Origin of the sequence: Serratia sp. G204Y, assembly GCF_051172435.1 — a bacterium.
GTDB lineage: Bacteria > Pseudomonadota > Gammaproteobacteria > Enterobacterales > Enterobacteriaceae > Serratia > Serratia sarumanii.
In genome coordinates, this window is sequence record NZ_JBPIZA010000005.1 from 222,775 (window position 1) to 248,427 (window position 25,653).

General features: G+C 54.0%; 24 protein-coding genes. 12 read left to right on the plus strand and 12 right to left on the minus strand.

All coding sequences use genetic code 11. The annotated features are described in order from the left end of the window. Positions 1-15: 15 nt before the first annotated feature. The 11 genes from ACSBQQ_RS20675 to ACSBQQ_RS20725 all read right to left on the minus strand — a co-directional run bounded on the left by ACSBQQ_RS20675 (position 16) and on the right by ACSBQQ_RS20725 (position 12,992). Entirely contained in the window at positions 16-1,152 is a 1,137-nt protein-coding gene (locus tag ACSBQQ_RS20675) for an ABC transporter substrate-binding protein (RefSeq protein WP_060428887.1), read from the minus strand. A gap of 86 nt (positions 1,153-1,238) precedes the next feature. Beyond that, positions 1,239-3,386, minus strand: a complete 2,148-nt coding sequence (locus tag ACSBQQ_RS20680; protein WP_060428888.1) for a phosphocholine-specific phospholipase C — start codon at positions 3,384-3,386, stop codon at positions 1,239-1,241. A 123-nt stretch (positions 3,387-3,509) separates the two neighbouring features. Then, positions 3,510-4,349: an NADPH-dependent 7-cyano-7-deazaguanine reductase QueF gene (gene queF, locus ACSBQQ_RS20685; RefSeq protein WP_060426846.1), complete on the minus strand. Its 840-nt coding sequence runs from the start codon at positions 4,347-4,349 to the stop codon at positions 3,510-3,512. Beyond that, positions 4,327-5,223, minus strand: coding sequence for a queuosine precursor transporter (locus tag ACSBQQ_RS20690; RefSeq protein WP_004937338.1), 897 nt, complete (start codon positions 5,221-5,223; stop codon positions 4,327-4,329). The genes queF and ACSBQQ_RS20690 overlap by 23 nt, the downstream gene beginning before the upstream one ends. Further along, positions 5,224-5,838: a helix-turn-helix domain-containing protein gene (locus tag ACSBQQ_RS20695; protein WP_033636033.1), complete on the minus strand. Its 615-nt coding sequence runs from the start codon at positions 5,836-5,838 to the stop codon at positions 5,224-5,226. A 529-nt stretch (positions 5,839-6,367) separates the two neighbouring features. Then, positions 6,368-7,669 carry a cytosine permease gene (locus ACSBQQ_RS20700; protein ID WP_033649111.1) on the minus strand — a complete coding sequence of 434 codons (1,302 nt, stop codon included), beginning with the start codon at positions 7,667-7,669 and terminating at the stop codon, positions 6,368-6,370. Positions 7,670-7,689: 20 nt separating this feature from the next. Beyond that, on the minus strand, positions 7,690-8,379 hold the full coding sequence (locus ACSBQQ_RS20705) for a helix-turn-helix transcriptional regulator (RefSeq protein ID WP_033636032.1): 690 nt from the start codon (positions 8,377-8,379) through the stop codon (positions 7,690-7,692). A gap of 27 nt (positions 8,380-8,406) precedes the next feature. After that, positions 8,407-8,817 (minus strand): GNAT family N-acetyltransferase, encoded by a 411-nt coding sequence (locus ACSBQQ_RS20710; protein ID WP_004937348.1) that lies wholly within the window; start codon positions 8,815-8,817, stop codon positions 8,407-8,409. Positions 8,818-9,243: 426 nt separating this feature from the next. After that, entirely contained in the window at positions 9,244-10,158 is a 915-nt protein-coding gene (locus ACSBQQ_RS20715) for an alpha/beta hydrolase (protein WP_033649112.1), read from the minus strand. 603 nt (positions 10,159-10,761) lie between these two features. Further along, the gene (locus tag ACSBQQ_RS20720) at positions 10,762-11,646 is read right to left on the minus strand and encodes an ATP-grasp fold amidoligase family protein (RefSeq protein ID WP_033649093.1); all 885 of its coding nucleotides are present in this window, start codon (positions 11,644-11,646) and stop codon (positions 10,762-10,764) included. A gap of 50 nt (positions 11,647-11,696) precedes the next feature. Next, positions 11,697-12,992: a lysine N(6)-hydroxylase/L-ornithine N(5)-oxygenase family protein gene (locus ACSBQQ_RS20725; RefSeq protein ID WP_060428890.1), complete on the minus strand. Its 1,296-nt coding sequence runs from the start codon at positions 12,990-12,992 to the stop codon at positions 11,697-11,699. Between the two features lie 885 nt (positions 12,993-13,877). On the opposite strand from ACSBQQ_RS20725, the gene ACSBQQ_RS20730 reads away from it, so the two are divergent. Both ACSBQQ_RS20730 and ACSBQQ_RS20735 read left to right on the plus strand, forming a co-directional pair. Next, positions 13,878-14,636 carry a winged helix-turn-helix domain-containing protein gene (locus tag ACSBQQ_RS20730; RefSeq protein ID WP_033649095.1) on the plus strand — a complete coding sequence of 253 codons (759 nt, stop codon included), beginning with the start codon at positions 13,878-13,880 and terminating at the stop codon, positions 14,634-14,636. Beyond that, positions 14,626-15,111, plus strand: a complete 486-nt coding sequence (locus tag ACSBQQ_RS20735) for a hypothetical protein (RefSeq protein ID WP_033636027.1) — start codon at positions 14,626-14,628, stop codon at positions 15,109-15,111. The genes ACSBQQ_RS20730 and ACSBQQ_RS20735 overlap by 11 nt, the downstream gene beginning before the upstream one ends. A 136-nt stretch (positions 15,112-15,247) precedes the next feature. Here ACSBQQ_RS20735 and ACSBQQ_RS20740 read toward each other — a convergent pair whose 3' ends face one another. Further along, positions 15,248-16,024, minus strand: a complete 777-nt coding sequence (locus tag ACSBQQ_RS20740; protein ID WP_050438976.1) for a transcriptional regulator — start codon at positions 16,022-16,024, stop codon at positions 15,248-15,250. A 508-nt stretch (positions 16,025-16,532) separates the two neighbouring features. Here ACSBQQ_RS20740 and ACSBQQ_RS20745 point away from each other — a divergent pair. The 10 genes from ACSBQQ_RS20745 to ACSBQQ_RS20790 all read left to right on the plus strand — a co-directional run bounded on the left by ACSBQQ_RS20745 (position 16,533) and on the right by ACSBQQ_RS20790 (position 24,978). Then, positions 16,533-17,081: a fimbrial protein gene (locus tag ACSBQQ_RS20745; protein WP_033649096.1), complete on the plus strand. Its 549-nt coding sequence runs from the start codon at positions 16,533-16,535 to the stop codon at positions 17,079-17,081. Between the two features lie 91 nt (positions 17,082-17,172). Further along, positions 17,173-17,715, plus strand: a complete 543-nt coding sequence (locus ACSBQQ_RS20750; RefSeq protein ID WP_033649097.1) for a fimbrial protein — start codon at positions 17,173-17,175, stop codon at positions 17,713-17,715. Positions 17,716-17,761: 46 nt separating this feature from the next. Next, positions 17,762-20,305, plus strand: coding sequence for an outer membrane usher protein (locus ACSBQQ_RS20755; protein WP_086556959.1), 2,544 nt, complete (start codon positions 17,762-17,764; stop codon positions 20,303-20,305). Between the two features lies 1 nt (position 20,306). Further along, complete coding sequence (locus ACSBQQ_RS20760; protein WP_140367564.1) at positions 20,307-21,206, plus strand: hypothetical protein; 900 nt, start codon at positions 20,307-20,309, stop codon at positions 21,204-21,206. An 86-nt stretch (positions 21,207-21,292) separates the two neighbouring features. Continuing rightward, positions 21,293-22,045 carry a fimbria/pilus periplasmic chaperone gene (locus ACSBQQ_RS20765; RefSeq protein WP_060419744.1) on the plus strand — a complete coding sequence of 251 codons (753 nt, stop codon included), beginning with the start codon at positions 21,293-21,295 and terminating at the stop codon, positions 22,043-22,045. 34 nt (positions 22,046-22,079) lie between these two features. Further along, a complete protein-coding gene (locus ACSBQQ_RS20770) occupies positions 22,080-22,736 on the plus strand; it encodes a fimbrial protein (RefSeq protein ID WP_060428897.1) in 657 nt (218 codons plus the stop codon). Positions 22,737-22,752: 16 nt separating this feature from the next. Continuing rightward, entirely contained in the window at positions 22,753-23,247 is a 495-nt protein-coding gene (locus ACSBQQ_RS20775) for a fimbrial protein (protein ID WP_072269938.1), read from the plus strand. A 97-nt stretch (positions 23,248-23,344) separates the two neighbouring features. Beyond that, positions 23,345-23,755: a fimbrial protein gene (locus ACSBQQ_RS20780; RefSeq protein ID WP_223182023.1), complete on the plus strand. Its 411-nt coding sequence runs from the start codon at positions 23,345-23,347 to the stop codon at positions 23,753-23,755. A 9-nt stretch (positions 23,756-23,764) separates the two neighbouring features. After that, complete coding sequence (locus tag ACSBQQ_RS20785; protein WP_033649101.1) at positions 23,765-24,295, plus strand: fimbrial protein; 531 nt, start codon at positions 23,765-23,767, stop codon at positions 24,293-24,295. Positions 24,296-24,438: 143 nt separating this feature from the next. Next, on the plus strand, positions 24,439-24,978 hold the full coding sequence (locus tag ACSBQQ_RS20790) for a LuxR C-terminal-related transcriptional regulator (RefSeq protein ID WP_060419728.1): 540 nt from the start codon (positions 24,439-24,441) through the stop codon (positions 24,976-24,978). Positions 24,979-25,653 lie beyond the last annotated feature (675 nt).

The window sequence follows — 25,653 nt, forward strand, 5'->3', positions numbered from 1 at the left end:
GGGCCCTGGCGGGGGTTATTGCGGCGTAAGCCAGAAGACGCCGCTGTAATCCAGCGCGGTGAATTTCTGATGCACCATTTCGATATCCGCTTGCGGATCAATATCTTTAAACAGCGTCGGGTGCAGGAATTTGGCGATCGCCTCAACCGCGATAAAGTTGAGCGGCGTGTCGTAAAATTGATGGTAAATCGCCATCACGCGTTTTTCTTTCACCGCTTTCAGCACGTTAATGCCGGTGCGATCCAGCAAATGCGCCAGTTTCTTTTGGCTGGTGGCCATATCGGTAGCGTAACCCAGCGGCACCGCCAGCGTGCCGCGATGCCCGCGGCTCCAGTCGGCGCCGGTCAGCAGATAGAAATCCGGGTTGCTGCTGATCACCTGCTCGACGTTCACTTCACCGCCCATGTCTGAAAACAGCTTGCTGCCGATATTGTTGCCGCCGGCGGTATCGATGAACTGCCCGAAGCTGCCTTTGCCGAAGGTGTTGCAGCACTGCTCGCCTTTGATGCCGGCGCTGCGCTCGATGAAGACGCTGGGGCGCTGCTCCGGTTTCAGCGTGGCGACGCGCTGGCGCACCAGCTCGAGGCGCTGCTGATAGAGGCGAATAAAGGCGTCGGCGTTGGGCTGCTCGTCAAACACTTTACCCAACAGCGCCATGCTGGCGACGGTGTTGGTCAGCGGCTGCTGGCGAAAATCGATGATCAGCACCGGGATGCCGACTTTTTCCAACTGGGTCAGTACGCCGCTGTCTTTCAATTTGCTCAGCAGACCGATGTCGAAAATGATCAGGTCCGGTTGGCGCACCACCGCGCTTTCCACGCTGAAATCACTGGTGTAGGGGTTGTCGAAGGTAGGGATTTGCATGACCTGCGGAAATTTTTTCGCATAGGCCTCAACCAGATCCGGTGCTTTGACCTTCAGCGAGTTGTCCCAGGCGATGATGTTTTTCAGCGGCTGCTGCGGGTGCAGAATATTCAGCGCCAGTAGCGCGCGGGCATCGGCCAGAAGAACGCGTTTGGCCGGTTGCGGCAGGGTGACCTGACGGCCGGCGACATCGGTGACGACGATAGGCGCGGCTTGAGCGGCGCCGGCCAACAGCAAAACGCAGGCGGCCAACCAGCGGCCGGCTTTGGCGATAAGAACAGCGGGCATGAAGATCCTTGGGTAATCGGCTGGGAACGAGAACGCAATGATAAGCGATATCCTTTCGCTTTTTGAACTCCCTTGATGCCGATCGATTACCCCTGGCCCATCAGCGGGTCGCTGACGCTGTGTTCGCCATCCTCCAGCCGCCCCGCCAGGCGGCGCAGCCAGCCGTCGGCGCCTTGCAGCGTAAGGTCATACCAACCGCCGCTGGCGCGGGCGTCAAACGCTTGCTGGTGGTTGCCGCCCGCCGGCAGCGTGATAGGCCACGGCCCTTGCTGCGTGTAGGGGCAGCGTTCGAGGGTGACCGCTATCGCTTCGGTGCCCGGATTGTTCAGCTGCAGCAGCAGGCTGCGGCCCGTCGGGCGCAAACGCACCTCCGGCTGCGGCCGGCTCAGGGTGCCGCGCAGCTCGCGATGAAAGCCGTTGGGGCCGAGCAACCACAGATGGTACTCATTCTTCGCCAGCCAGTCGTCGCTGACCGCCTTACCCGCCTCGACGGTAAAACGGCGCGGGATCTGCGTCAGATCCCGCCGATCGTAGACGTGAAACACCGCTCCCTGCTCGCCGGTATTGAACAGGTTCAGCGTCACGCGGCGCTGCTCGGCCGCGACGGTGGCTTCGACGTGCAGCTGGTAGGGCAACGCGCGGGAAGGGCGCGCCAGGCGGCGTTGGTGGGGCAAACGCTGGTGGGCGAGGGATGGCAGCGGCACCTGCGGCAGCTGTTCCTGGCGCAGGCGCAGGCCGTCGGCGGCGTGGCGGCTGGTGGCGGGCAGGCTCGGCAGCGCTTCGCCGTTAGGATCGACAAAGTTGAACGCCGAGGTGAGATCGCCGCACACGGCGCGGCGCCAGGCGCTGATGTTGGGTTCATGCACCTGAAAGCGCTTTTCCAAAAATTGCAGCACCGAGGTGTGATCGAAGACCTGCGAGTTGACCCAGCCGCCGCGGCTCCAGGGCGACAGCACCAGCATCGGCACCCGTGGGCCGGGGCCGTAGATGCGGCCGTCCGGCGGCGGTTGATCCTGCGAACCGGGCGGGGCCACGTGCTGGAAGATCTCGGTGTCGAACGGCACGGTCGATTTACCGGCGAAGCTGCCGTCTTCGCGCAGCGACGGCGCGGAAGGCGAAGGCATATGGTCAAAAAAGCCGTCGTTTTCGTCGTAGTTGACCAGCAGGACGGTTTTACTCCACACCTCCGGGTTGTCGGTCAGCGCGTTGAGGATCTCTTGGGTGAACCAGCCGCCCTGCACCGGGCTGGAGGGATCGGGGTGTTCCGAATAGGCCGCCGGCGCGATGATCCAGCTGACCTGCGGCAGTTTGCCCTGCTGCACGTCGGCGCGGAATCCGGCCAGCATGGCGTCCAGATCGTTGCCGTCGGCGGCCGGCAGGGTGTTGCCGTTGCCCTTGTACAGCGGCGCGGCCTCGTTGAGCGCATCGCTGTAGGGCACGAAGGCGTTGAAGTCTTTCGGCGGTCGCGCCGGATTGCCCACCTGAATGCTGGCGGCGCGGTATTGGCGAAAACCCGCCAGCGGGTTGTCGGTAAAGTTGTCCGGCAGGAATTGATACACCTTCCAGCTGACGCCGTTTGCCTCCAGCCGTTCCGGATAGGTTGTCCACTGGTAGCCAATCTCCGCCGGGCCGGGGCTGTCCCACTCGTTGACCACCACCGCCACGTCGGCGGCGGACGGGCCGTTGGTGCCGGTCCAGTGGAACAGCCGGTTGGTGTTAGTACCGGCGTGAATGGAGCAGTGATAGGCGTCGCACAGGGTAAAGGCGTTGGCCAGCGCGAACTGGAACGGCAGCTCCTGCTGGCGATAGTAGCCCATCGAGGCCGGCGTTTTGTAGGTGGGCCAGGCGCTCATGCGGCCGTGATCCCAGGCGGCTTGCTCATCCACCCACGAGTGCGGCGTGCCGGTGACGCGCTGGGCGTTGCCGCGTTTGCTGTCCAGGTGGTAGGGCAGCACCAGCCGCTCGGCGCCCTGCTGCTGCCAGACGTGGCGATCGCCGGGCAGTGGAATGGTGAAGCGATCGCTGAAGCCGCGCACGCCAGGCAAGGTGCCGAAGTAGTGGTCGAAAGAGCGATTCTCCTGCATCAGGATCACCACGTGTGCGACGTCGCGCAGGGTGCCGGTGCGGTTATTGGCGGGAATGGCCAGCGCTTTGCGAATCGAGGCGGGCAACAGTGAGAAAGCCGATCCGATGGCGGCAGCCCGCAGGATGTCTCTGCGTGAAAGGTCAGGCATGCGTCGTTAATCTCCGTCAGTGTGCTTTGAAGATAGCCGCTGACGACGATAATGGCGAAAAATAACAGGGAGATGAATGCGAGGGAAACAATGCTCCCCGGCGGGAGCATTGGGGGATAACGCTTACTGTCTGATCAGGCGTCCGAGCGCCGGCGCCGTTTCGAAATCGCTGCGGAAGGGGTTGATGTCCAGGCCGCCGCGGCGGGTGTAGCGCGCGAACACGCTGAGTTTTTCCGGGCGGCAGCTCTGCTTGATGTCGTTGAAAATGCGCTCGACGCACTGCTCGTGGAATTCGTTGTGCTGGCGGAAGGAGATCAGGTAGCGCAGCAGGTTTTCGCGATCGATTTTGCGGCCTTCATAGCGGATCACCACGCTGCCCCAGTCCGGCTGGTTGGTGACTAGGCAGTTGGATTTCAGCAGATTGGAAGACAGCGTCTCCGCCACCGGTTCCCCTCTCTCGGCCGCGCCGCTCAGGTATTCCGGTTTGAAGGCGAAGTCGTCGACCGCGATATCCAGATCGTCGATGTTGATGCCCGGCAGGCGATCGATCTGCGCCGGGTAACCTTCCAGCCCCGGATAGAGTTTGACGGTGACCTGGCCGTTGGCCGCCTGCGACAGATCTTGCTGCATGGCGGCGCTCACCTGTTCCACGCTGTCGAAGCGCGTTTGGTTGAAGCTGTTGAGATACAGCTTGAACGATTTGGACTCGATCAGGTTCGACGAGGAGTGCGGGAAGGTAAATTCGCCGATGCCTACCACCGGCTTGCCCTTGGCGTTGAGCCAGGACAGCTCGAAGGCGGTCCACAGATCAAAGCCGCTGAACGGCAGCTGCCGCTCGTCCACGCCGATCAGATCGCGGCCGCGCGCGCGCGGCAAGGCTTCAAGCAATGCGGGAGCATATTGATCCGGATAATCGGAGTTGGCGCCAAGATGGGTGATCTTATCTTGCTTTTGGATATGCATATTCATTGCCCTTTGCTTGTTCGGTATTGATGTAGCGGTTAAACAGACTGCGGGTGGCGTAGATCGGCCCGACGCCCAGAAGGGCGTAAACCACCTTGATCAGGAACTGCGACAGGATCATGGTTTTGATGATGTCCCAGCTCAGCACGTTGTAGAACGCCAGCGTACAGAACACCACGCTGTCGATGGCCGAAGCCACTACGGTACTGGTGATCACGCGCACAAACAGGTAGCGGGAGTTGGTCAACTCTTTGATTTTGCAGAGCAGGTAGGAGTTGACGTTCTCGGAGATCAGATAGGCCGCCGACGAGGCCACCAGCACCGCCATGATGCTGTGTACGATGCCGTTGTAGGTCTCGCTGTACTCCCACTGCGGAATGCTCGGCACCAGCGTCGTCACCCAAACTCCCAGGACGAAGGTCAGGTTGGCGATAAACGAGATGATGATGGTGCGCCTGGCCAGCCGCAACCCGTAGAATTCGTTGAGAATGTCCACCAGAATGAACGTGAGCGGGTAGATGAAGATCGCCGGCGGCGTGATGAGATTCAGCACCGGGATTTGGATCGGCTTGACGCCGCACAGCGTTGAGAAAATGTAAATCACGCTGAGCGCCACGGTAATAATCAGGTAGGCGTACCAGGATCGTTCATGGCGATCGCTGAGCTCGTAGGCGGTTTTTTGTTGGTTGTCGCCATAGAGTTTGCGGTACAGCGCCTGCAGCTCGTGCCGGCTCAGATCTTCCGATATTTCGCTGTCTGCCAGCTCATTCAGCCCCATGGTAATGGTTTTGCCGGTGGCCAATACCATGACATTGGCCGCGATGGTGCCATGCCGGGTGAAGCCCAACAGCTTGAACTTCTGATTCGGTTCCATTTATAACCTTTCTCCAACGATGTAACCCAGGAATTGCACGGTGTCCTGAGGGCGTTTGTCCATGCTTTCGCTGTCTTTGTCGTCAACCACAAAGAAGCCGCTTTTTCCCGAGTGATACAGCAAAGGCGAATCGCAAATCAGTACCGGCGGACGTTTTATGATGATGATCTCGCCGGGAATAAATGACCCTTTAATTTCGGTCTCTATTTTCATTGCCAACATGTTCGACTCATCGCCGAAGAAATAAGTCAGAGGAAACTCGGTGACCAGTTGCCCGATCTTGCGCTGCGAGACGGCCAGATAGCGCGACTGCGGGATCACCGGAATGGCGGAAGGGTTCTTGTTGCCCTCGGTGGACAGCGTCTCGTTGAGCAGCTCCAGCTTTTCCAGATCGTAGTCTTCGATCTCTTCACAGGAGACACCGAAGAAATCGGAGATCCGATTCACGGTGGATTGCTGAACGTTGTTCACTCTTCCGTCAAGAATTTTGTAGAGAGTCGTGCGCGTCAGGCCGCTGCGATTGGAAAAGGAAGCCTTGGTTTCACCGCGGGTACGCATCAGATATTCAATATTTTTAATGATGTTGATTTTGCGCTGTGCGTTGGTGGTTTTCATTGGCTGTCCTTACAAACATTACGCAGGCTTCACTATATCCTACGCACTGGCGTTGTCCAGATAAAAAGGCGCGGACGCGCGGGTAACAGGCTGATTATTGGCGGTAATTATTGTTTCTCGTCAGCCGTTTAGCGCAGTGATGTCAGCGGGGATGGCCTGCTTTCTCTGTGCGAAAGATAAAGCCGTGTAAATCAATTGATTAGGTTTTGCTTATGGAAAAGTGAACACAAAAGCCGGTTTTATGTTTACTTTTATGTTGACCAAAACCGATTTCATGGGCTACTGTTCATGCAAGCTGAAGTTTTTCTTTATGATCAAACACGGAAGCCAACAATTTTTATAATAAAAAGCCCAGAGGGGGCGTTGCCACACTCTGAGCATAATGGATAGCTTGCTACCGACACCAGGGACCCTAACTACCACGGCCGTTTGTCTACGCGATCGGCCTATTCTTTTGCACTGAATCTCCCTTTTCGAGCATCAAACACTCCCCCGTTACCGGAGGAGTGCAATAACGCGTGCGCGAAAATCAGAGCGATTTCTGTGAGGCCAGCGGTTTTTGCGCCCGGCTGAAGGCCAGTTTGAGCACCCAATACAGCAGGCTGGCGGCCACCAGAGAGTTGATGGTCGGCACGCCCCATTCGGTCGCCAGGCCAACGGCGCCGCCGACGATGCTGGCGACGATTGCCGCCCAGCCGATGGTCGGCGTTTCGCTCGGCAGCTGGCCGGTACGGCGGCTCTCGTCCAGGATCTTGCGGTGGCTGCGCAGCAGGTAATAGTCCACCAGCATGATGCCGATAATCGGCGGGAAGACCACGCCAAGCACCGTCAGGAAGTCGACAAAGCGGTCAAGAATGCCCAGCACCGACAGCGTGGTGCCAAGAATGCCGATCACCAACGTGGTGTAGGTGTACTTCAGCTTTTTGCCGGTGATGCCTTCCACCGCGTTGACGATGCCCAGCGAAGAAGAGTACAGGTTGAGATCGTTGACGCGCAGGGTGGAGAACACCACCACCAGCAAACCGGCGCCGCCGGCCGCTTGTGACATGATGGTGACCACATCGGCGGTGCCCAGGGTTTTGGCGATCAGGATCGCCAGGCCGTTCACCACGAACTCGCCGGCGATGATGGTGAAGAGCGTGACGCCGAGCACGTGCTTGCCGTTTTTGGAGTAACGAGTCAGATCGGGGGTCATCAGGCTGGCCACGATGGCGCCGCCGACGACGATGGTGATGCCGGCGCTGATGGTCAGCGGTTCACCCGGCGGCGCCAGCTGGATGATCTCCTGCAGGTTATGGCCGGAAAGCGCGGTCACCGAAATATAGGCCACCAGCATGATGAACATCGGCACCGCGATACGGGCGGCGATGCGCAGCGCCTTGAAGCCGAATGCCACCAGGATGGTCAGCAGCGTGCCCGAGAGCCCGGCGGCCAGGCCGAAGCCCAGCTTATTGCCGAGCGCGAAGTCGAGCGACTTGGCGAAAATGGCGTTCTGAATGCCGAACCAACCCAGCAGGCTGACGGCCACCACCACGCCGATCAGCACCGAGCCCAGACGGCCGAAGCCGCACCAGCGCGCCAGCAGGCTGCCGGAAATGCCTTCGCGCATCCCCGCCAGCCCCAGGCCGTAGGTCACCACGCCGAAGATTAGGCTGCCGACGAAAATGGCGGTGAAGGCGTCAATCAGCGTCATGGAGTTGCCGAGCACGGCGCCGAGCATGAACTGGTCCAGCGCGGTCAACATGCCCATATGTACGATGGCCACGCTTAAAAACGAAACTCGTTTATCCTGCGGCACCCGGGTGAGCGGATAATCTTCGATCTTTATCACGGTGAGATCTTCCTTGCGGTTCAAATAAACTGAATGCCTTTGGTTATCAGGCGATCGGGAATGTAGTTATCCAGATTGGCGTATTTGCAGTATTCCTCAAATTGCTGCTGAGTATGCACGTTGGCCTTCTGGTAGATGTTATAAATGCGGTTTTCGATGGTCTTATTGCTGACGTTATAGATTTTGGCGATCTCTTTCACCGTAAATCGTTGCAGCATAAGGAAAATGACATCGAGTTCGGCACGGGTGAACAGCTCGTTATTGACTTCTGTGGTCAGCACGCTGGGTTTTTGCTGATTGATGTATTTCAGCGGCGACAGGCTGTTCATCGGCTTGGCGTTCCAGATCACGCCAATCACCTGTTTGTCATCATTGTACACCGGCAGCTTTTCGCTGATAAACGGCGTCAGGCTGTCTTTGCCGTACCAGTAGTGTGTTTCTATGACCGTGACCCGATCGCGCGCCGCTTCGGTCATCTTGTCATGCTCGATAAAGTCGGCGGCGGAGTCGGCCCAGTCGGCGGGGAATTCGTGGTCATATTTACCGGCGACGTCGAAATTCAGCGGCGTATTGGTATAGAGATAAGCGGCGCGGTTCATATAGAGGTGGCGGGACAGCTGATCTTTGATGCCCCAGGGTTCGCTCAGGTGCTCCATCATGGTGATGAGGCCCTTAAAATAAGATTCATTATTTTTATGCGATGAACCCATACCCACCTCTGTGCCGCTCAGGCTGCGTTACAGGCTTTTAGCCAGGTAATGGCGGGTGTGGCGATGCGCATAGTCGCCCAGCTCGCCGTAGACCCGGTAGCCCAGTTTTTCGTAGAAGCCTCTGGCCTGGAAATCGAAGGTATCGACATAGGCCATATGGCAACCGCGCTTGCGGGCTTCTTCTTCGGCCAGCTCCATCAATTGGCGGCCGTATCCGCTTTTGCGGCACTGATCGCCGACCCACAGATACTGCACTTCCAGGCCGCCCCACCAGGTGCGTGCGACCAGGCCGCCGACGATCTGCTGGTTGTCGTCGGTGACGGTCAGGAACAGCGGGTGAATGTCTACGGGCTGGGTTTTGTGATTGTGCGCCCAAAGGCTGTCGATAACGAACTCTTCATCCTGCGGGTTGGGTTTGTCGGTGATATTAATATTCATTTTTAATATAATTCCCTGATTTAATTATTCAAAACCGAACTAGGCGCTTTCGCTCCAACCGCTTCTAATATCACTTTAATTAATGTATTTCAAGGGTGGTTTTCACCCTTTTCCACCCGGTGAGCGGGCGCTTATAGTAGGCGTCACAGGGAGAAGAAAATAGTGAACAGGCGGTATTAAAACGCTGAAATGCCCTGCCAACACCATCTTTTCCTACTTGCGCCTCACCAGGGCCCCACCGGGAAAACTGCAGTACTGTATGGCTCCACCGGATAGAGCAAGCTCACTTGCCGACGGGGGAGCCACTTTGTTTTTTGACGCCCCCATCCGCGACCACCCTTCACCGTCTCAGATAGTAAACACTCTTCTCATCAGAAGATATGTGCCGCAGATGAAAATGTGGCCGATACCTTCCAATCCGCGGATTCAATCCTCTGCGATGACGCTGCTCAGCGCCGGCTCGATGGCCGCGCCCAGCATGGCGCCGTGCCCTAAGGCGGGCCACTCCCGATAGCCGACGGTGAGACCGCCGAGCTGCGCCAGCTGTTCGGCCAGCAAATGCGTTGCATCCGCCGGCAGAGTGGGGCTCTTCACGCCGGGCGGAGCCGCGCGATCGCGTTCTGCCAGGCCAACCCACAGTTGCAGCCTTGTCGCCGGCACCGCACGTCGTTCCGTCATCTGCTGCGCTTCTTGCAGGATCATACCGTTGCCCCACCACAGTGAGGGTTCCACGGCGATGTAGCGCTGGAAGGTGGCGGGATGGGTGAACAGCGTGTGCAGAACGAAAAGCCCGCCGTAGGAGTGGCCCCACAGCGTTTGCCGCTGAGGATCGACCACCAGTTTGGCGGCGATCGCCGGTTTGATCCGAGTTTCAATCAATTGCAGGAACGCATCCGCGCCCCCGCCGGCCCGCGGCGCTTTCTTCATGCCTGCCGGCAGAGGGAGCGTATAGTCGTAGGCGCGGCCGGCGGCATCGATGCGCAGATCGTTGTCATAACCGATCATCACCAGCACCGGCGGCCGCTTCGCCGCTGCCAATTTGGCCAGTAAGGCGGCGTTCAACTCCATCAGCACCGCATTGCCGTCGAGGAAATAAACCGTTGGATAGCCGCCAGGCGCAGGCGCCCGACGCGGCTGGGCGATGCGCACACGGTAATGCCGTTGGCCATCGGCGGAGGTGAAGCGCAGATCGCTGAAACGATAATCCGCAGAATCGCTATCGGCTACGGTAGTGCCGATCTTGCGTTCCAAATCGGGCCTGGCCAGCACGGAGCCCGGCAGCCAAAGGCCGATGGCGAGCGCCAGAAGCGCGGAGATAAAATGCCGGTTGGACAAGAACATGCGGATCAACATCCTCGAAAAAGGCCGATAGTAGCATCCGTTCGCGTCAGGCAAAAACCTACCTTTAGGGTGGACATTCCGACCGCGGAACCCGGAAGCGCGCCGCCAGTTGCTTTGCCGGGTTAATAGCAACTCATTGTTATTATTGGTAAGTCAGGAATAAGAAGGATTATCATTAATTAGAAATGGTTATGATTTTTATGCGGGGAGAAACGGCGAGGGCGGATGAAAACACACGGTTATCAACGATTTTGAGCAAAAAAAGCCCTATAAAATAGGGCAAAGACACACAACAACACCAGGGAAACTTTCCGGTATCTTATATTATAGCTTCCTATACATATAGAACATTTTATTATAAATATGTAAGTGATTCTTATTAATCGTTTAATGCCATTATTTTTCAAATGGTTATGTGGTCTGGCTGAGGTATTGTTCTTGGGCCGGGCGTGGGCTGCCAGGGATTGCCGGCAGGGGTTTTGCTGTAACGGCGGCATGAACCGGCGAGATCGGCGGCCCGATAACCCTCAGGGCAATACCGGCCGGCAGGCCGCGAACATGCCGGCCGGTATTGCCGATCTTCACCGTGGGGCCAGGTGAAAATCAGTGCTGTTGCAGCGTCAGCATCTCGCCAAGCAAAACATCGGTCGGCGGCAGGATATCCGTATCCAGCCCGGCGGAAGGGGTAAAGGTCAGCTCGCCAAAAATGATTCGGCCTTGCGAGATGTAGAAATCAACGCGAACAAACTCGAAGGGCGCGGACAAGCGCGAGGCGTACTCAAACAGCTCATCGTAACCCTCTGGCTTCACGAAGGCGTCTATTTCTTCCTGGCTCAAGGCCAGACAGTCATCGCTGTAGCACAGAAACTTGAAATCTTTATCAAAGAAGTAATACTTCGGCGACCCGGTATCCCTGCCGACACACAGTAAGGTGCAGTAAGGCACGCCGCGGAAGCAATAGATCTTATAGTCTTCAGGCCCGTGACCATTGGCCGATTCGATATACTTCTCGCCAATGATCTTTTTTTGTATCCCTTTGTAGTTGAGTTCTACATAGGTTTTCCAATAATCGTCTTTCATCCAGCCGTCGATCAATTTTTTGGCGCTCGTGATATTCAGCAATTTTTTATTCTGGCAAATCAGGTTATACCCGGAACCGTGATTCCCTTTGATCACAAATTTGTCCGGCAACGTGTCCCACGGAATATCGTTTACTGAATCGCAGGCAAAGTACAATTCATTCAGGATCTCTTCGCACCCCTTTTCTTTGATGTACTCTCTCACCGCATATTTATCTGCGCATTGCTTTACCAACGCATTGTGACTATAGCCATTCAACTTCAGGTGATTGATCTTTTCATTCCAGGTGGACGGCGCCTGCAAGTTTAACGGTTTGCCAAACGCTTTTTTGTAGAGCAATCTGGCCTTGAATTCGGGGGCCAATACGGCCAGCTGCTTTATAATAAATTTAATAATTTGTCTTTTCATATACGTCATTCCATCATAGCGCTGTGATAATGATTAAGGCGTGCTCGCGGTTAAAACGTGGGAGAGACACCTTCACTTCGCCATTGAAGTGCACTCGGCGTTGTACTCAGATCAAACGGCTGTTGTTCTAAAGCGCGATTAAGAATACGGGCCGATCGCCACGCCATCAGGCTCAACTGCGGATCGGCAATGCCGTGATTATGCATACTGGCGTTCATGGCGAATAAGCAGTTCTCCGCAGGGCCTTCCCACTCAAAGGTAAAGTCGGGGGCGATGCGGTATTCGCCATCCGCAGTGGTCAGCAAACGGTGGGCCAAAGGCTCAAGGAACTCTGGCGTTGCCGATTGGTAACCGGTGGCAAAGATCACCACGTCCGCCTTGAAGGCTTCTTCGCCGTGATCGAGATGATGGCGCGTTTCGAGTTGGTAGGCGTTATCCAGCGTGTGTTTCACGGCCGTCAGCGAACGGCTGGGCAGCAGGCGCACCCATAATTTCTCGCGCAGGACGTCGAAGCGGTGGTACATGGCACGATAAATCGCCAGCAGCGACTCACTGGTGATGCCGTCTGAGGTCATCTTCTGTTCGGCCAGCATATGCCGCTTGGCCGCGCTATCCAGCGAGTAAAAGCTCTCGACGTAATCGGGCGTGAAATATTCGTTGGCAAAGGCCGCTTCATCGAGCGCGTTGTAATTGTTGCGGCGCGATATCCAGTCGAGCTGTTCCGGTTGCCCCCATTCCCCTTTAAAAATATTCAGGAACAGGTCGGCGCCGCTCTGGCCGCCGCCGACGATCGCCACGCGTTTGCCTGTCAGATCGGGGTTGCGCAGCATCATTTCGCTGGCATGGAAACAGCGATCGCTTTGCGCCGTCACGCAATCAGGCAACTTTATTTTCTTGCCAATCCCAATGCTGACGTGCCTGGCGTGGAAGACCTTATTCGAGGTGGTCACCACAAACTGACGCTGCCGATCGTCAAACTCGACCCGTTGAACGTCTTGATTAAATGCTAATGAGCGCATGCCGCCGGCGGCCCAGGAGAGGTAATCGGCGAACTCTTCACGCGATGCGGTGCGCTGCTCCGTGGTCAGGAAACGGTAGAACTTCCTGTTTGTTACCAGATAGTTGAGAAAGCTGTACCGGTTGGTTGGGGCAACCGCGCTCACCAGGTCTTTTAAAAAGTTGGTCTGCATGCTGCAATCCGCCAGGATCATCCCTGGGTGCCAGGAGAAATGGGGTTTGCGTTCCAGGAATTGCCCCGTAAATCCCTCTATTTCACTCCCTAAGGCCGCCAGGCTGAGATTCGACGGGCCAAGGCCAATACCGATGATATCCAAACGCTGATTCATTAATAAGCTCCAGTATAATGAGAATAATACCCAGAAATACGGCTGCAGAAGGGCGGCTTATAGCAACCAGGCTGCCTCTTTCTTATAAGTAAGCTTCACGAATTAAATGTAATTAAAAGGTGTGCGGGCCAAAGATACCGCATTATTTAAATGCCCGTTTAGAATTCGGTAGCACATCAGGTAAAGGCTACGGGCGTATTTCTTTCCATGAAAGTCCCAATGAAAGCTTGCGTGTGTTTATAATTAACTCGTTTAGGTATAAATCCGATAAAGTCTTATTTATCATTCCATAAAAACGCCAACCCAGGGAAAAGAAAAACCGCTGGGTTTTCATCAGTTGTTCTCGTGTCGACGCTGGTCTGCGTTCGTCTTATGTCTCTGGGATCAAGTATTCGTTGCCTAGAATAGCCCTAAAATGCGTCCTGGGAAGGTGAAATAACATGATATTAGAAGCAGAGGGCGTTTTGAAAATATGAAATTAAAAGTGAAATTATGAAATCAGCTTATCATAATTTATTTTTTTTCATATAATTCAAAGTGTTGAGTTGTTATTCGTAATGGCGTGGCGAGCCAGTGAGCTGGGGTTTTTCCTGCTGCAGTGAGCCTTTTCCTTCGCTGTATCCCTCCTGAATCCTAAGTATTCCCTCCCTGCGGGCACTCATCGGCTGAGCAAAGATTGCTCATGCTGCATGCAAAATGCGCTGTTCGTTTAGTGGACACCGGCTCAATGCCGGCGGAAGGTCAGAGAGGCTGGCTGCCACGCTCGACGTGGTTACGTTGTGAGAAAGACTTGTCTAACCGCGCGGCGGTTAATTGTTCGTGTGATAGGAAGATTCTTATGTTTCAGCTATAATCCGCGCCAGGAGTAGGTCTAAGAGAGCGATTATGAGGTTCTTAATCAATAACCGAATTATCTTCGATGAGGATAACTCGACGCTGGCGTTGGCGGAGGAGAACCTCGAACCGGTGACGCTCACCACGATAGCCAATCGTCTGCTCGCGCTGTTGGTAAAAAATAACGGCATCTTGATTAGCCGGGACTTTATTTTTTCCACCGTCTGGGACGATCATGGCAAAACGGCCTCGAACAGTAACCTGAACAACTATATCGCCAGCCTGCGCCGTACATTTGCCGGCTTGGGAGAGAGCGAAATTCTGGTTACCGTGCCGAGGCAGGGATTTATGTTTACCGCCGCCAGCATTCATTCCGTGGCGGACAATATGACGCAGGACGAAACTGTTCCAGCCGCGCCTTTACCCGTCCGGCGCCGTTGCGATGCCATTTTACCTAAGGTAACGCTGCTGTTTATCGGGATTGCGTTGGTATTGGCGGGCGTTTACTTTTTTACCGAACGTTACGACACCGCTTATCAGACCCAGATCGCCAGCTACAAATCTTGCCGCGTGGAGACGCTGAACGCCAGCGAGCGGATCGACGAGCGGTATATTGCCGACGCCCTGGAAAGGCTCAAAAGCCGTGGTTTTGATTGTGATGTACCGGCAACGGTTTATTACTCTCGATTGACATACCATTATACGAACTACAAAAAGCTGATTGATTTCATCTCGTATTGCCCGAAACACCGCGTTAAGAATATGGATGCGCACTGTGAAGATGAGTTTGAGGTGATCAATGAAGGTTAGCTCGCGCCGTGCTTTCTACCTGGCATTATCTGCTGCTATTGCCCTTGTTATTGTTATATTGATTTATTTATTGACCGCCTCGCGAGATTTCCCTGAGTGCAATGCGTCTTTATCGACGACGCGCATGACGCCGAATGGGACGGTAACCAGCGGTTTGTATGTGAACATCGTGCGTTCAGGATGGCGCCGCGCGACCATTACGCTTAACGGTTTAGCCTATCGGGATGGAAAGAAGCAGGTGATAGCCCGCGTGCTCGAAACGAAGTATCACTATCATCGTGGGTACTACTATGTCGCCATTGAAAAGAAAATCCTTCAATCCATGGATAACTTCACCTACTCGGATGCGCAGACCTTTCTGTTGGGTGAGGAAAAACATTACTATGTTTTAAAAATTGCCAAATTGAATGATGACAATTTTATTATGTACTACGGCAGGCAGCCTGAGTTGCTGTGTTCCGTAACCAGAAAATGATGGAAACATCCCATAATGAGACGATTATGGGATGTGGTTGGTGATGGCGTGTATAGCAAATAACGGCAGGTTGAACGTGTCCGTGAACGGACATCTTGCTGTTTTTGTATCACTGGTAGTGAAAAACGTTACTCAATTATGGAATATAAACCACTTCGCAAGGTTGGCGGCCTGCATTTTCTCGGCAGGATACGAGCATTTTCTCTTCAAACTGCCTGTTATCCTGCGTGATTTTGTTATAGTAATAAACTTTAGTCTTTTTCTGGCAATTGACATAGGCCTTTACCATGTCGGTTACCGTTTCCTTCTCTGAGTAATCCCACCCCATGTTGTATATTTGGCAACCCGCGAACTGAGTGCCGCTGAATAGGTTGTTACGCACGGAGTACTGATGGCTGGCCATGATCAATGCAGCGATGCTGATGAATAGGATGAGATTAACCCATTTATTCCAACTCTGAAACTGCCGCCAGGCCGATAATAGTTTTCCGCTACCACGCCCTCTGGGGGCGGCTTGCCCCGGCGGTTGCGTGGGAACAGCGGTTTCCTCCATTATGTTTTGTTCTTTTTCAGGTTCGGCAGTGGCATGTCGGCTAATTTTTTTTGCAACGAACTTAAAGCCTTGCCGAGGGTAAGTGATTATCAACTCCGTCTCGCCAAGTTGCGCCAGATGGCGACGCAATAGTGAGATATAGTTATTCAAGTTGCTGTTTGTTCCTTTTAGTCCTCGTTCTTCCCAGACCTCTTCAAGTAATTGTTGACGCTTAATCAACATTTCATTGTTCCTGACGAAAATAGAAAGCAAACGGCAAGCCGCGGCCGCTAGCGGCTGCATATTGTGCGGGGCATTGACGCTCTCCAGGGTTCCTTCGTATTCATTGAACTTAACCCTTCCGTTTATAATGAAAATCATAGGAATCCTCTCATTTTTTGTTTCGGGAAGGGATTTTGCGCTGAGAGGTTATATTTTTCAATAACCCTGATTCTCTGTGTTTTCCAATAATATTGATATCTGTCACTAAGTGATAATTTATCCATAATGAATTTTTTATGGAGATCTAACTATTGAACTAAAAGATGTCATTTTTAGACTATATGTGTAATTTAATGGTATTTATTGGGTTTTAATCTCGTATTTATCGTGTTTGATGAAATAATATTTCAAGATTGCGGCAGGGGCGCTAAAGTGGCTTCACCCCGGCGATGGAGGATTTCATCGGTTGGGAAAACAGAATGGGTAATTGGTTTATTTCTTGAATAGTATGTGGCTGACCTATTAACCATGGTTATCCACTACATCAGTAATAGCCGCGTGAAAAGGCGGCTTGGTTTTTTAAAGCATCAGGCCAGGCCGTTGATACACATTACTCATTGTTAAGAAAATACCTTATGTATTAATACGATTAAGGATAATTGGTTATATGAAACTGAATAAAATCATGCTGGCTGCCGTCATGGCGTTTGGTGTTTCTTCTGTGGCTCATGCTGCGGTTAAAGATCAAGGGCACGGTAAAGTGACCTTCAGCGGCTCTATTATCGATGCGCCTTGCTCTATCGCGCCTGAGTCAATCGATCAGACCGTTGAGCTGGGCGCCATCTCCAACGTGGCGCTGAAAAACGGCGGTAAATCCACGCCGCGTAACTTCCAGATCAAGCTGGAAAACTGCGAGCTGACCACCGTCGAGCCAGGCAAAAACAACACTGTTTCGCTGACTTTCTCAGGTTCAGCGTCGGAAGCGGACAGCAAGCTGCTGGGCATCACCGGTACCGCTAAAGGGGCTGGCATCGCCATCACCGACGGCGCCGGCACTAACATCGAACTGGGCAAGGCTTCTAAAGCACGTGATCTGCAGAACGGCGCCAACACCCTGAGTTTCTCCGCTTACCTGCAGGGCAGCAGCGCGTCCAATGCGACGATCGTTCCGGGTGAATTCCAGTCTGTTGCCGACTTTACCCTGGCTTACCAGTAATTCGTTAGCCTAACGAAATACGCATGATTATTGGCATGTGGGGCAACCCGCATGCCATTTATAGGGAATCGTTATTTCACGGGAAGAGATAATGAAGCATCAGATAACAAAGTTAGGGGCGTTTTGCCTATTGTCGGTGCCGTTGTTCTTTGTGTCGCAGGCTATTGCTGCTTCACAGGGCGAGGGGCGCGTCAATATGCAAGGAGCCATTAATGATGCAGCTTGTGCGATCGCTATGGAAAGCCGTGAACAGATTATCGATATGGAGGTTATTCCTGTCTCCGATATTGCTCGCGATGGGCAGGGGAAAAACGTCTCTTTCAGTATCAAGTTAGTGAATTGCATCTTGGAGAGAGCAGATAAAAAGTTACCGGGTTGGAAGCAATTTCAGGTGGCTTTTGATGGCCATGCCGATGGCGAAATGTTTGGCATTCGCGGAGAAGCCTCCGGAGTGGCGTTAAAAATAAGCGATGATGACGGCAATATCGCCAGGCCGGGCATGCCGTTGCCGTTAATGAATATTCCTCTGGGGAGTTATCGGTTGAATTACGTCATAAACCTCATGGCGAATCGTCAACCATTAACGGCGGGAAGTTATTTTTCATCGGTTAGATTCAAAATGGATTATTACTGAGTCGATCGACTATTTCAGGGAAGTTAACAGATAGAAGGTTTGGAACATGATGTTTTTGCCTGCCGGAAAGTCATTTCGTTTATCTATTCTGAGTGCCTGGGTGGCGTTGTGCTGCTTTGGTTTCACCTCTGCTGCCGGCGCTCAGGAAGAAATCCAGTTCAATATTGATGTACTGGACGTGAACGATCGCAAAAACATCGATCTGAGCCAGTTCGCTCGCAGCGGCTACATTATGCCGGGCACTTACGGTATGGCGGTGCACGTCAATAAAAGTGATTTGCCGGAACAGCAAATCGCTTTCTATGCGCCGGATGATGATCCTAACGGCAGCCGCGCCTGCGTTTCGCGTTCTTTAGTGGAGCAGTTGGGGCTGAAAACGGCGCTGTACCGAGACTTGAGTTGGTGGCATCAGGGGGAGTGCCTGGATGAGGCCAGCTTGAAAGGCATGGAAGTGCGCGGTGACCTGGCCACTTCGTCACTTTATCTCAGCATTCCGCAGGCCTATCTGGACTATGTTTCGGAGGATTGGGATCCGCCGTCGCGCTGGGATGAAGGCATTCCGGGGCTGTTGCTTGATTACAACCTCAGTGCGCAAACTCAGCATCAGATACAGGCGGGTACGCGTGGTTATAGCATGAGCGGTAACGGCACGGCGGGGGCTAACCTGGGGGCCTGGCGGTTGCGGGCAGATTGGCAGGCGCAGCTAAATCACCAGACCGGGTCGGGGCAACCGACTGACAAGCGTTTGGATTGGAGCCGTTACTATGCTTATCGGGCCGTGCCGGCGTTGCGATCAAAACTGACGCTTGGTGAAGGGTATCTTGATTCCGGGCTGTTCGACAGCTTCCGCTTCGGCGGCCTGAGCCTGCGCTCTGACGACAACATGTTGTCGCCTAACCTGCGTGGTTATGCGCCGGAGGTGACGGGAGTCGCGAAGAGCAATGCCAAAGTGATTATCAGCCAACAGGGGCGGGTGTTATACGAGACCATGGTCGCGGCGGGGCCGTTCCGCATCCAGGATCTGAATGATGCGGTGTCCGGCGATTTGGACGTACGGGTGGAAGAGCAAGACGGCAGCGTGCAGGCGTTCACGATGAGCACCGCCAGCATTCCGTATCTGACGCGGCCGGGATCGCTGCGCTACAAGCTGGCTTTGGGTAAACCCTCCGATCTCGATCACCGCTATCGCGAGCCGCTGTTCGGCACCGGTGAGTTTTCCTGGGGGGTGAGCAACGGCTGGTCGTTGTACGGCGGCGGGTTGTTCGGGGGGGATTATAACGCTGCGGCGCTGGGCATCGGCCGCGATCTGATGCTGCTGGGGGCGCTGTCGTTCGACGCCACCCAGTCGCGCGCCAGGTTGCCGTATAACGGCGAAACGCTGGGCGGCGGTTCATACCGCCTCAGCTATTCGAAGAGTTTCGATGAGCTGGACAGCCAGGTGACCTTTGCCGGTTACCGCTTCTCGGAGCAGAATTTTATGAGCATGAGCGAATATCTGGATGCGCGCGAGTACGGCAGGCGTTTCGGTAACAGTAAAGAGATGTACACCATTACCTATAACCAACAGCTGCGGGACCTGGGGGTGAGCGCTTATCTCAACTACAGCCATCAGACTTATTGGGATAAACCGGCCAACGATCGTTATAACCTGACGCTGTCGCGCTATTTCGACGTCGGCCGTTTCAAAAATCTGGCGCTGTCGCTGTCGGCGTATCGTAACCGTTACAACGAGCGCAACGACGACGGCATGTATCTGTCGCTGTCGCTGCCGTGGGGCAACGGCGCCACGTTAAGCTACAACGCGACGCTCAACCGCAATGACAACACTCATCGGGCAAGCTATTACGATCGCCTCGACGGCCGCAGCAACTACCAGCTCAGCGCCGGCGGCTCGCGCAGCGGCGCCAATCTGAGCGGTTATTACACCCGCGATAGCGATATGGCGCGCGTAACCGCTAACGCCGGCTATCAGCAGGACAGGTACAGCGCTTTCGGCCTGTCGGCACAGGGGGGCATAACGCTGACCGCCGAAGGCGGAGCGTTGCACCGTAGCAACCTGCCGGGCGGCACTCGCTTGCTGCTGGATACCGAAGGAGTGGGCGGGGTGCCGGTGCGCGGCTATGGCAGCGTTGCGGCGACCAACCGCTGGGGGAAAGCGGTGGTGGCGGATGTCAACAGCTACTACCGCAACAAGGCCAGCATCGATCTGGACGAGCTGGGCGATAGCGCCGAGGCGATCAAATCGGTGGTGCAGGCGACGCTGACCGAAGGCGCCATCGGCTACCGCAAGTTTGAAGTGATTGCCGGGGAGAAAGCGATGGCGGTGATCAAGTTGGCGGATGGCAGCGAGCCGCCGTTCGGCGCCACGGTGCGGAACGCGCGGAAACAGGAAACCGGCATCGTCAACGACGGCGGCAGCGTGTATCTGAGCGGTATCAAAGCCGGAGAAAATATGACCGTGCACTGGGGGGGCACAGCACAGTGCGAAGTGCAAATGCCGATGTTATTGCCGCCAGAAATGCTGGTGAATAATTTACTGCTTCCTTGCCGGGTATTAGCGGGAGCGGATGAATTGAAAAGTGGAGCGTAAATTGAAAAAGCTAATTTCCCTTATATTTGCTTTGCCCATCTGTTTTTATAGTGCAATGGTACAGGCAACGTACGTGGAGGGGTGGTACTCCGATTGGCGCTGGATTGATCCGCCTAGCAATACTAGCTATCCGAGGATGGGGGAGTTAGATTTTAATTTTACTACGGTTGTTTTTCAGGCTGGCGACAAGGCATTTGGTGATATTAATAAGGAAGGTAAGTTAGACTGTTTCGGTTTTTGTCGACTTCAGTTTCACACCTACAATGCATTTGGTAATCATGTACAGACTAAAGGTATTACCTTTGAATATGGACGAGGCATGTTTAGTGTTGACGAGGCAAATGCAGTGATGAGAAATATTTTGCCCTTAGCGGAAACAGTTCAATTTAGCCGCCGGGAGGAGCGTCATCCGTACTGTTTAGAATTACGACTAGTAACGGGGTGGACCTCTTACCTATTAGGTTCCGACTGCACTGGTTTATTGCCGCCTCTGCCGCCAATTACGCCGCGCCCACCGGAGCCGCTTTCTTGCGCGGTGACATGGCAAAGCAGCGGCGAGATTGATTTTGGCGTGATGACGCAGGGTGAAAACAAAGTGAAGGGCATTGCCGCCAAACTGGCCTGCCAGGGCGGGACTTCAGGAAAAGCCCGCCTCAGATTTACCGATGTCAATCAGGTGGGGGCAAATACGGTAACGCTGCGTAAGAGCGGCACGAGTGATGAAATAAAAGCGAAGCTGTCGATTGGCGATCCAAATTCGTCTAATGAGCAGGTGATTGACGTCTCGCCAGGTTTTAATGCGACCTATGCCTTTGTAGCCAAATTGGACGGCGCGCAGCTGAGCGGTATTGACGGCGGCACTTTTTCAGGCAATGCGCTGATTGTGTTTGAAGTCATTTAGCAGTTTTAAATTTTATGCCGTTATTTAATTCGGTGGCTGAGGTATTTATTGAGCTGCCGGGAGGAAGGTTATTTATGAATATATCTATGCAATATAATGTCGCGCGAGCCGTACCGGCAATAGCATTAATTGGCAGTGTCTTTTTGTCGATGTCGTCACAGGCGGCCATTGCCTTGGATCGCACCCGCGTTATTTTCGATGGTGGCCTGCAGTCGGTGAGCCTGAGCGTCAGCAACCAAAATAAGCAGCTGCCTTATTTAGCGCAGGGCTGGCTGGAAGACGAGCAGGGCAACAAGATTCAAAGCCCGTTGACGGTGCTGCCGCCGGTGCAGCGCATTGAGCCGGGCAAGCCAAGCCAGGTGAAGATCCAGGCGTTGCCGGCGGCCAAACAGCTGCCGCAGGACAGGGAAACGCTGTACTACTTTAACCTGCGTGAGATCCCGCCGAAGAGCAACAAGCCGAACTCGCTGCAGATCGCGCTGCAGACGCGCATCAAGCTGTTTTATCGCCCGGCGGCGATAGCGCCGGAACGCAACGCTGCGCCGTGGCAGGAGCAATTAACGCTGACCAGGCAAGGCGATAAATACATAGTCAATAACCCGACGCCGTATTACGTCACCCTTATCGATGCGGCCAGCCGTAAAGGCGCTGCGGGCGCGCAAAACTTCGAACCGTTTATGGTGCCGCCGAAGGGCAGCGCGCCATTGTCGGTGAACGCCGCTACCCTGGGCGGTAATCCAGTGCTGACCTATATCAATGACTATGGCGGCCGGCCGCAGCTGGCGTTCAATTGTCAGGCGGACAAATGCAGCGTCGTACCGGAGAAGAAAAGCTCGTGAGATAACCGGCGGCCGCAGTTAAAGGAGAAAACGAATGGCACGTAGGCATGCAATACCGGAAATCTGGCGCTATGGGGTGAACGGATGGCGTTACGGATTGACGTTGGCGGGGCTGGCGCTGATGGCGCCGCTCAGCGTGGCGATGATGCTGTGGCTGCTGCCTGCAACACGGGCGGCGGATAACTGGCAGGTGGAGGGTTCCAATGGCGTGCTGCATATCAAGGGGGCGCTGGCCGAGAGTGCTTGCCGGTTGGAGATGGCTTCTGCTCGCCAGGATATATGGCTGGGAGAAATGGCGACCGGAAGGCTTGAACAGGTGGGGGCTCGCGGTACGCCGGTGGCGGTTGAGTTGCGCCTGCGCGATTGCTTGCGTACTCGGTCGGCCAGCCGGGATGAGCGTACGGGAGCTTTAAGCTGGGCGCCGGATCAACCGGCGGTCAGAGTGAGCTTCAGCGCGCGGGCCGATCGGGATAACCCGCAGCTGATAAAAGCGCAGGGGGTGAGCGGCATGGGATTGCGAATGCTGGATGAGCACGGCCGCAACGTGCGTTTGGGCAGCCGAGGTGAGCCGCTGTGGCTGACGCCGGGGAGCAATGCGCTGGCTTACTGGATTATGGCTGAGCGTACCGCGCAGCCTCTGGTGGCGGGCAGCTATCGTGCCGTGGTGGATTTTCATCTGAGCTATGACTGAGGGGTAACGGGTGAAAATGGTAACCAGAGTACGACAAACCGCTGCGGCGTTGCTTCTGTGCGGCAGTAGCGTAATGGCCTTCGCACAGACGGCGACAGTGAAAGTCAGTGTGACGGTGATGCAGCCTTTGCCCTGCACCATCAACGGCGGACGGCCGATTGAGGTGGATTTTGGCGATGAGGTGATGACAACACGCATTAACGGTAACTTTTACCGTATGCCGATAGATTTTTCGTTCACCTGTAATAATCCCTATAAAAACGCCATGCGGTTGCAGGTGCAGGGCGGCACCGCCAATTTCGGCCAGGGGCTGCTCGGCACCAGTCGGGATGGTTTGGCTATCCTCATCTTGCAAAGGCAAGGTGGGGATCAACTGCCGCTGAATTCCTGGCACAATTTTTCCTATCCCAATCCGGTTAAATTGGATGCCGTGCCGGTAAAGCGGAGCGGCGTCAATCTGGCGACGGGAGAATTCACCGCATCCGCAACGTTGCGAGTCGACTATCAATAACCCCTGGAGTGAATGCATGAAGCCGTGTTTTGTCTTTCCTGTAGTGTGTTTGGCTCTATGTTTCCAGGGGGCTGCGCTGGCTGCAGAGGAGGTTGCGATGCAATTTCGTGGCGGCTTGATTGCCCCGCCTCCATGCACGATTAACGCCGGGGCGAAAATAGATGTCGATTTTGGCTCGCGCGTTGGGATCAAAAAAGTGGATGGCGTTAACTACCGCCAGGCGATCGATTACCACCTTGATTGTGAACCGGGGGCGCGCCCTTGGGAGCTAAGGTTAACCCTGAAGGGGAATGGCACCGCGTTTGATGGGGCCGCGCTACAGAGCAATAAAGCAGATCTGGGGATTCGCGTTTATCAAAATGACGAGCCTTTTGTGATCTACAGCTCCATTTCTATCGATCCCAGTAGCCCGCCGCGGCTGGAGGCGGTGCCGGTGAGCAGACCGGGGGCCACGTTGACGGAAGGCGCTTTTTTCGCGACCGCGACTTTGCTGGCTGAATTTTTCTAGGAGCTTGATATGAAAGTTTTTCCGTTTTTTTCTGCAGCAATGGCGTTATTGATTGTTTTCACTCCACACGCCCGGGCAGAGGATAACCTGTATTTTCATGGCGAGCTGGTGGCGGAACCCTGCGTGATCCCGCCTGGCAGTGAAATTATCCCGCTCGATTTTGGTACCGTGATAGATAAATACCTTTATAGCTATCAACGTACGTTAGCCGTTCCATTGGCCATTCAGCTGGCGGAGTGCGATCTGAGTCTGGGGCAATCCCTGACGGTAACTTTTGTCGGTAGCGAAAACGGTAGCTTACCAGGTTATTTAGCGTTGGATACCGGCAGCCAGGCCAGAGGCGTTGCAATCGGCTTAGAGAGTATGGAAGGTAAATCGCTGCCGCTGAATAAACGGGGAGAAAAGATCTCACTGGTAAGCGGTAATAATCAGATCCGTCTTCAGGCCTATATTCGAGGTGAGCCGCTTGCTCTACAAAGCAGAACCATTGTTCGTGGGGATTTTAGTGCTGCTGTCACCTTTAACCTGGAATATGAATAGATAGGTATGGGAGGTTTGGTTAAGGAATTGCATTCTGCCATCGCGGTTATTTTACGGTGTAATCCATTCCTTATGCTTTTCCTCTGCCTGGGCCAATAAATTCGTTTTCCGCCAGTCTATCTGCATTGTTTAAGAGGTGAATAATGGAACGAATCAATATCGTTATTGATGATGACAATGCTTATTTCGTGGCGGGATTACGTTTCAGCATTACGGAATATGCGGAAAAAAATCATAAGACGGTAAGTTTTTTGTCGCCTGATGATGGCGTACAGGCTGATATGGTGATTGCAGCATCGATGTGGCGCGCACAGCGATGGCGTAAAATGAATCCTTGCGAAGCTGTATCGGCTATCATGACCATTAAAGAAAAAAGAGTAGGACGCGTTAATGAGAGTGAGAGTGTCCTTTATCGAACCGATAACCGGAGCAGACTATTTGAGTTGTTGGCGAAAAGCTTGGTTAAAAACTCTGCTGAAAAACAGCTTCTCGGTTATGTTCTGACGAGTAGGGAAAAACAGGTAATCGGTTTTCTAAAAAGAGGTTTTGATCAATCACAAACAGCCAAACTCCTAGGGATAAACGTAAAAACGGTACATAGCCATAAACGGTCGGTGATGAAAAAACTGATGCTGAATCGCCAACGAGAATTTATGTATTGGTTAATATCGCAAGATGACTAATCTTTTTTTTGAAAATGATGGCTTACTATTTTATCAGTTTTAGAGCTTTCTTTTTCTAACAAAAGGAACTTAAGTGTTTTTTTTGCTTTCTGCAGCAATACTCTTTTTATTTAGCCTGTTGTCTTTTTATATGCATATTAAATTAGTCAGGAAAAAACGGCTGATTATTAGCCGTCATAAAATTTTATGGTAGGAGACAACGCGTTAAATTTTAATAAACGACGAAGCCGGCTTATTCATCTTGGGCACCGGTAAGAAGCGCCGGGGTATTGCTCATTCACACCTGGAAAGGCATTTCCTCGCCGGCGGCCACTTGCTGATTAACCAACAGAATAGGCTAACCAGAGTGTTTTCCGCCTGATACGAGCCCAGGCTGGTATGCTGCACAACAACCTTTCTGCCATTGATGATTGCCTGGCTGTAACCGACCCCGATCACTATCGCTTAACGCATGGCGTGCCTGACAAATAATCGAACGCAGTTCGATGGAGAGTCCGTACCCCAGAAAGCGAAAACCCGCCATAGGCGGGTTCTTCTGAATAGGGCGACCGGACTCGGACAACCGGCGCTGGCGCCGCGTTGAACAGCGCTTTAGCGCTGGCCCGCAGGGTGAGGCCTTCAGGCCGAATAATCGAACGCAGTTCGATGGAGAGTCCGTACCCCAGAAAGCGAAAA